9 protein-coding genes are annotated in these 12,255 nt (G+C 69.8%); 4 read left to right on the top strand and 5 right to left on the bottom strand.

Features of this window, described 5'->3' with window-relative positions:
* Positions 1-54 precede the first annotated feature (54 nt).
* The 5 genes from HOV91_RS15155 to HOV91_RS15135 are packed head-to-tail and all read right to left on the bottom strand — an operon-like array spanning position 55 to position 7,141.
* Positions 55-1,635 (bottom strand): carboxyl transferase domain-containing protein, encoded by a 1,581-nt coding sequence (locus tag HOV91_RS15155; protein WP_174186022.1) that lies wholly within the window; start codon positions 1,633-1,635, stop codon positions 55-57.
* A 51-nt stretch (positions 1,636-1,686) separates the two neighbouring features.
* Entirely contained in the window at positions 1,687-2,289 is a 603-nt protein-coding gene (locus HOV91_RS15150) for a GTP-binding protein (RefSeq protein ID WP_174186021.1), read from the bottom strand.
* Positions 2,270-2,644, bottom strand: a complete 375-nt coding sequence (locus HOV91_RS15145; protein ID WP_014981573.1) for a DUF742 domain-containing protein — start codon at positions 2,642-2,644, stop codon at positions 2,270-2,272. Before HOV91_RS15145 ends, HOV91_RS15150 begins: the two co-directional genes overlap by 20 nt.
* A gap of 7 nt (positions 2,645-2,651) precedes the next feature.
* Complete coding sequence (locus tag HOV91_RS15140) at positions 2,652-3,065, bottom strand: roadblock/LC7 domain-containing protein (protein ID WP_011207200.1); 414 nt, start codon at positions 3,063-3,065, stop codon at positions 2,652-2,654.
* The gene (locus tag HOV91_RS15135) at positions 3,062-7,141 is read right to left on the bottom strand and encodes a sensor histidine kinase (RefSeq protein ID WP_174186020.1); all 4,080 of its coding nucleotides are present in this window, start codon (positions 7,139-7,141) and stop codon (positions 3,062-3,064) included. Before HOV91_RS15135 ends, HOV91_RS15140 begins: the two co-directional genes overlap by 4 nt.
* A 320-nt stretch (positions 7,142-7,461) precedes the next feature.
* On the opposite strand from HOV91_RS15135, the gene HOV91_RS15130 reads away from it, so the two are divergent.
* From HOV91_RS15130 to HOV91_RS15115, 4 genes are all read left to right on the top strand, one after another.
* Complete coding sequence (locus HOV91_RS15130; protein WP_174186019.1) at positions 7,462-9,525, top strand: AMP-binding protein; 2,064 nt, start codon at positions 7,462-7,464, stop codon at positions 9,523-9,525.
* Positions 9,526-9,646: 121 nt separating this feature from the next.
* Positions 9,647-10,033 carry a hemophore-related protein gene (locus HOV91_RS15125; RefSeq protein ID WP_174186018.1) on the top strand — a complete coding sequence of 129 codons (387 nt, stop codon included), beginning with the start codon at positions 9,647-9,649 and terminating at the stop codon, positions 10,031-10,033.
* Positions 10,034-10,158: 125 nt separating this feature from the next.
* Positions 10,159-10,872 (top strand): response regulator transcription factor, encoded by a 714-nt coding sequence (locus HOV91_RS15120; RefSeq protein WP_174186017.1) that lies wholly within the window; start codon positions 10,159-10,161, stop codon positions 10,870-10,872.
* A complete protein-coding gene (locus tag HOV91_RS15115; RefSeq protein WP_174186016.1) occupies positions 10,869-12,245 on the top strand; it encodes a sensor histidine kinase in 1,377 nt (458 codons plus the stop codon). The genes HOV91_RS15120 and HOV91_RS15115 overlap by 4 nt, the downstream gene beginning before the upstream one ends.
* Positions 12,246-12,255 lie beyond the last annotated feature (10 nt).

Here is a 12,255-nt window from a genome sequence, read left to right as displayed (position 1 = left end):
AATTTGCTGAAGAAGTGGGGTTTCGGAGCGGAACGCACCGCCGTTCGCCACCGGTCAGCTCGTTCCGCCGGACAGCCCGAGCCGCCGGTAGCGCGCCTGCCGCGCCGCGAGCAACTCCGATTCCGGCCGGGCACGCAAAGTCGCGAGCTCGTGCGCGATCGCGGCGACCATCCGGCGGGCGAAGTCCACCGGCTCGTCCGCCGCGTCGGGGAACTCCGGCACGATCCGGTCGACCACGCCGTCGGCGAGCAGATCGGCAGCGCTGATGCGCTGTGCGGCAGCGAGTTCCGCCGCATGATCGGTGTCGCGGAAGACGATGGCGCTCGCGCCTTCCGGCGGCAGCGGAGCCAGCCACCCATGGGTGGCGGCGAGCACCCGATCGGCGGGCAGCAGCGCGAGCGCGCCACCGCCGGTGCCCTGGCCGAGCAGCACCGAGACCGTCGGGGTGTCCAGGGTGACCAGATCCGCGATGCAGCGGGCGATCTCGGGGGCGAGCCCGCGCTCCTCGGCCTCCTTCGACAGCGCCGCGCCCACCGTATCGATGACCAGCACCAGCGGCAAGCGCAACTCCTGAGCAAGCGCCATGCTGCGCCGCGCTTCGCGCAGGGCCGCCGGGCCCATAGTGTTCTCGCCCTGCTGGCCACGCCGGTCGTGCCCGAACACCACGCACGGCTGTCCGCGGAAACGTCCGAGGGCGTGCACCGCCGTGCGATCGGACTCGCCCTGCCCGGTGCCGCTGAGCGGAACCCGTTGTGTCACATGACGTAACAGCTCCCGGATACCGGGGCGCTGCGGGCGGCGGGAGATCTCGACCGACTGCCACACCGCATCGGCCTCGGCGCGAATACGCGGACTATCCGGCCGAAGCTGTTGCGCCGCACCCTGATTCGCATCAGACTCGAACATCTGCGGTTGCCCGACGCGCCGGTCGGAAACCGGCTGTGCGGCAACCGAATCGGGTAACTCGACGCCACTGAACACGCTCAGCGCGCGGTGGGCGATCCGGCGGAAGACCGGAATCGGCAGAACACCGTCGATGACGCCACGCCGATACAGGTTCTCCGCGGTCTGCACGCCCTCCGGAAACGGCCTGCCGTAGAGGGCCTGGTAGACCCGCGGACCGAGAAACCCGATGAGCGCCCCCGGCTCGGCGAACGTGATGTGTCCCAGCGAACCCCACGAGGCGAACACGCCGCCCATCGTGGGGTTACGCAGGTAGACGAGGTAAGGATGACCCGCCGACTTGTGCGCCGCGACCGCACCGGCGATCTTCACCATCTGCACGAAGGCGACGGTGCCCTCCTGCATCCGGGTGCCGCCGGAGGTCGGTGACGCGACCAGCGGCAGCCCGAGTTCGGTGGCGCGCTCGACCGCCGAGACGATCCGCTCCGCGGCCGCGACACCGATCGATCCGGCCAGGAATCCGAACTCGCAGGCGATCACCGCCACGCGCCGACCGCGCAGCAGCCCTTCGCCGGTGAGCACCGATTCGTCGGTGCCCGCCGCGACCGCCGCCTTCCGCAGGGCATCGCGATACTGCGGGGAAGCGGCCACCGTCACCGGCGGCCGGTCCCAGCTGACGAACGAGTCCGTGTCGAGCAGTTGCCCGAGTAACTCTCGCGCCGAAGTACGCACCGGGCGAGCCTATCCGGCCCTACCCGGCGCCCAGGCATGCCACGCGAGCACTCAGTAGCCCTGCATCACCTTGCGCAGCGCGTACTCGGTGAGCGCGACCAGTGCCTGCTTGGCCGGCTCCCGGCGACGGGCATCGATGGACAGGATCGGCACATCGGCGGGCACCGCGAGCGCCTGCCGGATGTCCTCGATCGGGTATCGCGGCGCGTCGTCGAATTCGTTGAGCGCCACCAGGAAAGGCAGGCCGCGCGCTTCGAAGTAGTCGACGGCCGCGAAGCTGTCCTCCAACCTGCGGGTGTCGACCAGCACGACCGCGCCGATAGCGCCGCGGATCAGGTCGTCCCACATGAACCAGAACCGATACTGGCCGGGCGTGCCGAACAGGTACAGCACCAGATCGTCGGCGAGGCTGATCCGGCCGAAGTCCATCGCCACGGTGGTGGTCGACTTCATCGGAATGCCGGTCAGATTATCGATCCCGGCGCTGGCATTGGTCACCAATGCCTCGGTGCGCAGCGGAACGATCTCCGAGACAGCACCGACCAACGTGGTCTTCCCGACACCGAAGCCACCCGCGACCACGATCTTCGCCGATGTTGGCTTGCTGGTACGAGTGTCGACCTGCGCCGTCGAATCAAATACGCCGGAGTCCACTGAGAACCCTTTCGATCAGCTCGCGACGCTCATCGTCGCTGGAATCGTCTTTCAAAGTCGCCGAAACGCGCACGTGCCCGGCCTCGATCAAGTCGGCCACGAGCACGCGAGCCACCCCGATAGGAATACCCAATCGGGCTGCCACCTCGGCGACGGACGGCGATTCTCTGCACAACTCCACGATTGACGTCTCGATGTTGGTCAGTTCGAACTGCCGCTCCAGGGCGACCGGATGCGATGCGACGAGAGCTTCCAACGCCAGCTCGACCGCGGGCCTGGTACGGCCTGCGGTCAGCGAATACGGGCGTACGAGGCTCGGCTCGGCGCTCCCCACGCGGTGATCTTCTATGTCCATCCCACCATCAGGAACCCATCGTGACGCGTGGTGTGGCCTGAACAGTCTGGCCAACACGCTCGACCAACAGAGCCATCTCGTAGCCGACCTGGCCGATGTCACACGACGTATTGGTCAGCACCGCGAGATAGGAACCGTCGCCGACGGCCATGAGTAGCAGGTAGCCGTGCTCCATCTCGACGACGGACTGCAGCACGGTGCCGCCCTCGAACAGGTTCGAGACGCCGACTGACAGGCTGGCCAGACCGGCCGTGACGGCCGAGAGCTGTTCGGCGCGATCGACGGGCAGCTGGGCACTCGCGGCCATGAGTAGGCCGTCGGCCGAGACCAGGACGGCATGGGCTACGCCAGGAACCTCGTTGGCAAAGTTCGAAACCAGCCAATCCAGCTGACGGTTCGTACCACCTAGATCGGGGTTCATCGGTCTCCTTTATCTCCGGTTAGGTTCATTGCTCTCATTGCGCGGCCATCCCGGACGCCCTGCTGGTGACGACTCAAGCTGGACCTGATCGTTTCTGGGTCGCGGCGCGGCGCCCGATCCGCCGCACCGGTCACGCCGCCGGGGACAAGCCTTCCGCCCGGATTGCGTTGCGGCAACCCCGCGGCCGTTTTCGTCTCGGTCTGCGCCTCGCTGGCGCGGCGAGCAGCCTGCCACCCTTCGTCGCCCGGCGATTCGAAGGAAGCGGCCACCTGGGACCGATCCGCGTTGGGATCCGACAGCCACGCCGACATCATCTCGGCGAAGATCGGCGTTCCGCCCATCGACGCACCCGACTCCTCGGCGGGCTGCAACCTGGTCTGGAAGAACGAGGCCGTCTTGGCCGGGTTGGACCGGAAGCTGTGCTTGCCTGGATCGCGCCCCGCCGGGGTGGCCTGCTGATCTTCGCTCGCGGCGTGCTGGGCGCCGCGATCCCGTTGCGGCAGTGCGATGCCCGGGGGCACCGGCTGACGCTGCGGCGCTTGGGCGCCCGGCTGCCGCTGCGGCAGGCCGGTCAGCCCGCTCTCCCGCTGCGGCGGGCTCGAAGGCGCGGGAGGTCGCTGCGGCAAGCCGTTCGCGATACCGGGCTCACGCTGCGGCAAACCGTTCGGGGCCGAATCCCGTTGCGGGAGGCCGTTCACGGCGGGCAGCCCACCAGAGCGCGGCTCACGCTGCGGCAGACCGTTCGAGGGCTCCCGCTGCGGGAGATGGTGGGCGCCGGTGTCCCGCTGCGGCAGGCCGTTGCCCGGTTCACGCTGCGGCAGACCACCGGACGCCGAATCACGCTGCGGCACACCGGTCGATCCCGGCTGCCGCTGCGGTAGGCCGGTGGAGCCCGATTCACGCTGCGGCAGGCCGGTCGAGCCCGATTCACGCGACGGCAGGCCGCCCAAGGCATCACGCTGCGGCAGGCCGCCCGTGGACTCACGCTGCGGCAAATCACCCAGCGCGTCACGCTGCGGCAGGCCGCCCGTGGACTCACGCTGCGGCAAACCACCCAAGGCGTCACGCTGCGGCAGGCCGCCCAAGGCATCACGCTGCGGCAAACCACCCGCGGGGTCACGCTGCGGCAAATCACCCAACGCGTCACGCTGCGGCAAACCACCCGTGGACTCACGCTGCGGCAAACCACCCAAAGCATCACGCTGCGGCAGACCACCAGAAGCGGACTCACGCTGCGGCAGACCACCCAACGGGTCACGCTGGGGCAGACCACCGGAGGCCGACTCACGCTGCGGCAGACCACCCAGCGCGTCACGCTGGGGCAAACCACCGGAGGCCGACTCACGCTGCGGCACACCACTCGCGGGATCACGCTGGGGCAGACCACCAGAAGCGGACTCACGCTGGGGCAGACCACCCAACGGGTCACGCTGGGGCGGACCACCCAGCGCGTCACGCTGGGGCAGACCACCGGAGGCCGACTCACGCTGCGGCAAACCACTCGCGGGATCACGCTGCGGCAAACCGCCCAACGCATCACGCTGCGGCAGACCACCGGACGCGGACTCACGCTGCGGCAGACCACCCAGCGCGTCACGCTGGGGCAAACCACCAGCGGCCGACTCACGCTGCGGCACACCGCTCGTGCCCGGCTGGCGCTGTGGCAGACCGGTGCTCGGCTGTGGCACACCGTTCGCGCCCGGCTGACGGATCGGCAATTCACCGGAGTTCGGCTCCCGCGGCGGCAGGCCGGTCCCGGCCTGCTCCGCGGGACCACCGGGCTGCCGCGGCGGCGGACCGCCTGGAGCCAGGTTGCGCTTGGGCAGATTGGCCGCGGCGAGCTTGCCGCGCTGCGGACCGCTCGGCGCGGGCTGCCCCGGCGCGGGGCGCAGGCTCGCAGCCGACTGCTGCGCGTCGGCGCGCATACCGGACGACGACATGGCCGAACCGGGCTGCCGCTGCGGCAGCCCGCCCGGGCCGGTGGCCGCGGGCGCGCTCGGGGTGGGTCCGCTCGGGTTCGGCGTGGCACTGGTGACCGGAATCGGGCCGCTCACCCCGGGATCGACGGTGACCATGACATTGCCCCCAGGGGTCCGCGTGACGGCCCGCATCTGCATGGACGACGGCGCCGACGGACGCTTCGGCGCGGCGGCCTGCGGCGAGGGCTGCGGGGTGACGGGCTGCGCCGCGCTCGGCTTGCCCGCGACGATCAGTCCGACCGGCACGTGCACGGTCACCGTCACGCCTGGGTCGCGCGCGGTGTCGAAGGTGGGGCGCAACCGCACGGTCAGGCCGTGCCGCTCGGCGAGCCTGCCGACCACGAACAGACCCATGTGGCGGGCCGTGTCCGGACCGGGCTCGGCGGTCTGCTCCAAGCGCCGGTTGATGTCCGCCATTTCGGCGGGCGGCATACCGATGCCGCGGTCGGCCACCTCGATGAGCAGGCCCTGATCGTGCGCTTGGGCGAAAGTGAACTTGACGTCGGTCTCCGGCGGCGAGGCGCGCAGCGCGTTGTCCAGCAGCTCGGCGAACAGGTGCGCAAGGTCGGAGGCGGCGGGTTCCTTCAGCGAACCGCGCGGCGTGGCGCCGAGCTTCACGCGCTCGTAGTCCTCGACCTCGGAGATCGCGGCGCGCAGCACGTCGGCGATCTCGACCGGGGCGGACTTGGCGCGGCGCTGCCTGGTACCCGCGAGGATGAGCAGGTTGTCACCGTTACGGCGCATACGTGCGGCGAGGTGGTCCAGCCGGAAGAGGTTCTCCAGCAGGCGCGGGTCCTTCTCGTCGTACTCCATCGCCTCGATGAGGGTGAGCTGATGGTCGACGAGCGACTTGGACCGCCGCGCCAGGGTCTCGAACATGTCGTTGACCTGCGAACGCATCTTCGCCTGGTCGCTCGCAAGGCGCAGCGCCTGGCCGTGGATGTCGTCGACCGCGCGGGCCAGCTGACCGATCTCCTCGGTGCTGCGCACCGGCATCGGCTCCAGCGGCACCTCCTCCGGCGAGGCGCCGTTGCGGAGCTGGGCGACCTCGTGCGGCAGGTCGCTCTCGGCCACGCGCAGCGCGGCCAACCGCAGCCGGTGCAGCGGGACGATCATCGAGCGGGCCACGAAGACGGCGAGCAGGAGCGCGGCGAGGATGGTGGCGATGACGACCGCGGTGTAGGTCCACGCGTCGCGCTGGGCCGTGGACACCAGCGACTGCATCGCGGAGTCGATGTCCTTGGTCGACTTGCCGACGACGTGCTCGTAGACCGCGAGGCTGTCGGTCAGCGACTTCTTCAGTTCACCGATCGGCAGCTGGCCCGCCTGCGCCTGCGTGCTGGTCAGCAGCGCGACCCTGGTGTCGATGCCCGCGCGCAGATCGGCGATCGAGGTGTCGCCGTCCGGGAACCGGTGCGCGACCACGTTGAGCAGCGCGCGCTCCGTGCTGGACGCGATGAGGAAGCTCTGCACGCCGGCCTGCTGGTTGCGCAGCACCTCCGGGAACGACGCGACCACGCTGACCAGCGCGGCACGGGTGTTGAGCGAGTCGACCAACCGCAGTTTGGCCGCGTCGACCCCACTGTCGCTGACCTGGCCGACCGTGGTTTCGACGATATGCACGCTGTCGTTGCGGACGCGGTCGATCAACGCGACGGTATCCGAGGCCGGACCGGTGGTGGCGCCTTTCCCCTGGGCACGGACGGCTTTGGCCTGGTTGAGCATGCTCTCCAGCGACGCGCGCGCGCCGGGCACGCTGCTCAGCCGCTCGACCGACTTCTCCGCGTTGGCGATCGCCTTGTCCAGATCCGCCAGGTTCTGATCCGTCACGATGGAAGTGTTCGGCGCCAGGGTGACCATCTGCGAACTCGCAGTGGTCGCCGTCTGCGCGCTGAGGCCGGTGACCACCGGGATGGCGGCGATGTTCTCGGCGATGTCGGCGAGCCGGTTCGATTCCGCGAACTCCGATGAGATCCTGGACACGCCGAGCCCGACCGCGACCGCCAGAGGCACGGCGAGCACCGCCGTCACCTTCCAGCGCAGGTCCCAGTTGCCGAGCGCCCAGCGTTTGTTGCCGGACCTAGCGGCGTCACGCATCTCCCACTCACTTTCCAAACTGGCCTCTACCACGCACCATCAGCCGAACCTCCACAATCGCGTGCATGGCTCGACGGGTGGAGCTGGCCGAGAACTGCGGCTGGCCGAGAAATTGCGTCTACGACGGCCCAAACAAGTGACATCAGATTCTAACGGATCAATAACTTCTTGGGTGACTCCGTGTAAGTTCGCAACCGATGACCTGCCGATTCCAGGCAAAACCAAAGGTCGCGGCACCCACCCGGGCGTCGCGTGAAGTCTGCCACAATCAACCAGATCTATCGAGGCGGGCATCGAGGCGAGGCTAGGGAGTCACGGGGTTGAACGTGCGGCAGGAGTATCGACCGGCCTATCAGACCAGCTTGGTGGATCCCGCCGAGTTCTGGGCCGCCGCGGCCGAGGCGATCGACTGGGACGTGCGGCCGACGCAGATCCTCGACACCAGCGCCCGCCCGGTGGCCAGGTGGTTTCCCGACGGCCGGCTCAACACCTCCTTCAACGCGCTCGATCGGCACGTGCATCCGACGACCCCCGGTGCCCCCAGCCGCGCCGATCAGCCGGCACTAATATACGACTCGGCTATGACCGGCGCCACCGCCGTCTACACCTACGCCGAATTGCTCGACGAGGTGGCGCGGTTCGCCGGTGCGATGGCCCGGTTGGGCGTCTCGGCGGGCGATCGTGTGGTGATCTACCTGCCGATGATCCCCGAAGCGGTGATCGCGATGCTGGCCTGCGCCCGAATCGGCGCGGTCCACTCGGTGGTGTTCGGCGGCTTCGCGGCGCCGGAGCTGGCCGCCCGCATCGATGACGCCGAGCCGGTGTTGATCGTCACAGCGTCCGGCGGCCTGGAACCGGGCCGGAAGATCGAATACCCGCCGATCGTGTTGCAGGCGCTGGATCTCGCCGAGACCACCGCGCCGCGCACCGTGGTCGTCAAGCAGCGGCCGGAGTTCGACACCATTCACTTCCCGGCTCCGCAGCCCGCCACCGAGTTCCTGCCGAGTTCGGCGCAGACCGTGGCCGCGCAGTGGCTGGACTGGGACGACGCCGTGCGCGACGCGCCACCGGCCGGCCCGGTGCCGGTCGCCGCGACCGATCCGCTCTACATCCTCTACACCTCCGGCACCACCGGTAAGCCCAAGGGCGTGGTCCGGGACAACGGCGGGCACGCGGTCGCCCTGGCCTGGTCTATGCGCAATATCTACGACGTAGCCGCGGGCCAGGTGATGTGGGCCGCCTCCGACGTGGGCTGGGTGGTCGGGCACTCCTACATCGTCTACGCGCCGCTGCTGGTCGGAGCCACCACGCTGCTGTTCGAAGGCAAGCCGGTCGGCACGCCGGACGCGAGCGCGTACTGGCGGGTGATCGACCGGCACAAGGTGGACGTGCTGTTCACCGCCCCCACCGCGCTGCGGGCCATCCGCAGGGCGGATCCGCAGGCGGAGCTGGCCCACCGCCACGACCTGTCCTCCCTGCGCGCCCTGTTCTGCGCGGGCGAGCGCCTGGACCCGGCCACCTACGCCTGGGCCGACGAGACCCTGCTCGCCGACCGCCCGGACTGCCCCGTCGTCGATCACTGGTGGCAGACCGAGACCGGCTGGCCGATCTGCGCGAACCCGCTCGGCCTGCAGCAGTTGCCGATCAAGCCGGGTTCGGCGTCGGTGCCGGTGCCGGGTTATCGACTACGGGTGCTCGACTCCTCCGGCAACGCGGTGGCGCCCAACACCGAGGGCAATATCGTCATCGGTCTGCCGCTGCCGCCCGGCACGCTGACCGGGCTGTGGCGCGACGACGCCCGCTACGAGCGCTCCTACCTGTCCGCCTATCCCGGCCACTACCTCACCGGCGACTCCGGCTACTTCGACGAGGACGGCTATCTGTTCGTGCTCGGCCGCAGTGACGACGTGATCAACATGGCCGGGCACCGGCTCTCGGCAGGCAGCATCGAGGCGGCCATCGCCGGGCACGAGGCGGTCGCCGAATGCGCCGTCATAGGGCTGCCCGACGAACTCAAGGGCCACCGGCCGCTGGCGTACGTGGTGCTGAAGTCCGGTGTCGACATCGATCCCCGGCGACTGCGCGAGGAGCTGATCGAGCGGGTTCGCACCCAGGTCGGCGCCATCGCCACGCTGCACGACGCCATCGCCGTGACGGCGCTGCCCAAGACCAGGTCCGGCAAGATCCTGCGCAAGACCATCCGCCAGATGACCTCCGGCGGCCCGTTCGAGGTGCCCTCCACCATCGAGGATCCGGGCGTGCTCGCGGCCCTGGAACAGCAGATCCGCGCGGCCCGTCCGGAGTGGCGGGAACCGGCGGGCAGCGACACCGAGAACACCGACGACGTGGTGGCGCCCGACGTGGATCCGGTTGTGCCATCCTGAGTTTCCGCACGACTTGTGATGTCCTCAGAGTTTCCACAGAGGACGTTCATAACCGTGCCAGCAGTTCGAAATAGCCTCGAGACCGCCCCGAAACCCTTCGATGATCTGGAGGCAACACATCATGAAACGTTCCGTAGGCCGCCCCGCCCTCGCCGCTCTCGCAGCCGGCGGATTCGCCACGGTCACGTTCGTCCTGAGCCCCGCGATCGCCACCGCGGGCCCGATGGAATACGCCGAGCCGCTGCTGACCTCGAGCTGCACGTTCGCCCAGGTCGATGCCGCGCTGCACGACCGAGCGCCGCAGCTGGCCGCGATGCTCGACGCCAACCCGAGTCAGAAGGCCGAGCTGCAGCGCAGGTTCGACCAGCCGGTCGAGCAGCGGCGGGCCGAGCTGCAGCGGGCCATCGACGAGAACCCGGAGGCCGCGCGCCAGGCGGAGAACGACCCGCGGACCGCGCAGCTGCGCGACACCATCCGCGCTGTGGCCGAGTCCTGCCACAACTACTGATCGCGCGACGAAATCGGTGACTCGCCGGGTCCACCAGGACCCGGCGAGTCATCCGTCCGAGAGCTGGTCGCGAGTCCGGCATCCCCGGCCGCACGGCCTGAAGACCCGCAGAGGAGGGGAGCAGAATGGACGACGTGACGTCGACCCCGACCCCCACGGTTCTCGTCGTCGACGACGACGAGGACGTGCTCGCCTCGGTCGAGCGCGGGCTGCGGCTGTCCGGCTTCCAGGTCCTGGTGGCCAGGGACGGCGCGCAGGCGCTGCGCAGCGTGAACGATCACGCGCCCGACGCCATCGTGCTCGACATGAACATGCCCGTTCTGGACGGCGCGGGCGTGGTCACCGCGTTGCGCGCGATGGGCAACGACGTGCCGATCTGCGTGCTCAGCGCCCGCGCGTCGGTGGACGACCGCATCTCCGGTCTGGAGTCCGGCGCCGACGACTACTTGGTCAAGCCGTTCGTGCTGAAGGAACTCGTGGTTCGGATCCGTGCCTTGCTGCGCCGTCGATCCGACACGCCCGCCCCCGCGACCCCTGGCGCGATCACCGTCGGTCCGCTGGAGGTGGACGTCGCGGGCTATCGCGCGATGCTGCACGGCCGTGAGATCGAGCTGACGAAGCGGGAGTTCGAACTGTTGTCCACGCTGGCCAGGAATGTGGGCGTGGTGCTGAGCCGGGAGCGGCTGCTGGAACTGGTGTGGGGCTACGACTTCGCCGCCGACACCAACGTGGTGGACGTCTTCGTCGGCTACCTGCGCCGCAAGCTCGAGGTGGACGACACGCCCAGGTTGCTGCACACGATCCGCGGCGTCGGGTTCGTGCTGCGAGCGCCGAAATGACCGGGTCCGCCCCTGACCGCCCGAAGACCCGTCGGCGCCGGTCGTTTTCGCTGCGCACCCGGGTCGCGGGCGCGGCGGCGGCGGGAGCGATCGTCATCGTGACGCTGATCAGCCTGATCAGTATTCGCGCGATCGAGCGCAACAACGTGCAGCAATCCGACCAGCAACTCGCCGTCGCGGCGCGGATCGTGCTGATCGAGCCGCAGATCGCCGTCCGGTTCATCAGCTTGACCGGGCTGAACAACGACATGGCGGTGACCGTCCGGGACAACGGCGACGTCGTCGCGAGCACGCCCACCGAACTGCCCGAGCTGGCGACCGGTTCGCGCACCGTCCCGGTGGGCGGCACCCCGTACCGGATCCTGACCACCACCGAGAATCAACCAGCGGGCCGGGTCGTCTCACTGGGCATCCCCGCCGCGGGCGCGGCCGAGGCCACCGCCGAGCAGCAACGATGGGTGCTCGGCGGCGCACTGCTGGCCATCGCCGCCGCGGCGGCGCTCGGCTGGCTGCTGGCGGGCGCCGCGGTGCGTCCGATCGTCCGGCTCACCCGGCAGGTGGGGGCGCGTAGCGCGTTCCCCGATCCACGCAATCCGCAGACGCCGGTGGAGGGCGCGGGCGTGCGCGAGGCGGAGAAACTGGCCGACGCGGTGAACACCATGCTGCACCGGGTGGACCAGGCCCAGGCCCAGACCGCGGCCGCGCTGGAGACCGCACGCGACTTCGCCGCCGTGTCCGCCCACGAGTTGCGCACGCCGCTGACCGCGATGCGCACCGACCTCGAGGTGCTGCGCACCCTCGATCTCGACGAGGCGCAACGGGCCGAGATCCTCGACGACCTGCAGCGCAGTCAGGGCCGGGTGGAGAGCACGCTCGCGGCGCTGGAGCGGCTGGCCACCGGCGATCTGACCAACGAGCGCGACCACGTCGCCACCGACGTCGGCGACCTGTGCGACCAGGCCGCGCACGACGCCATGCGGCATTTTCCCGGCCTCACCGTGCGCATCGATTCCGACGCCGAGCTCGTCACCCGCGGCCTGCCCGCCGGGTTGCGGCTGGCGGTGGACAACGCGCTGGCCAACTCCGTCAAGCACGGCGGAGCCACGGAGGCCCTGGTCTGCGCGCACCGGAGGCCGGGCGGCCACATCGTGATCTCGATCGACGACAACGGCCGCGGCATCCCGCCGCAGGAGCGCGAAGCCGTCTTCGACCGCTTCTTCCGCGGCAGCCAAGCCAGCAAAGGCGGCTCCGGCCTCGGCCTGGCGCTGGTCGCCCAGCAGGCCCAATTGCACGGTGGCCGCGCCTACTTCGACGCGGGCACCCTCGGCGGCATCCGGCTGGTCCTCGATCTGCCCGAGCGGTCGGCGATTTAGACATCCCTCA

This window comes from Nocardia barduliensis, from assembly GCF_013315795.1.
Classification (GTDB): domain Bacteria; phylum Actinomycetota; class Actinomycetes; order Mycobacteriales; family Mycobacteriaceae; genus Nocardia; species Nocardia barduliensis.
This window is presented reverse-complemented; position numbering and strand designations above follow the sequence as displayed.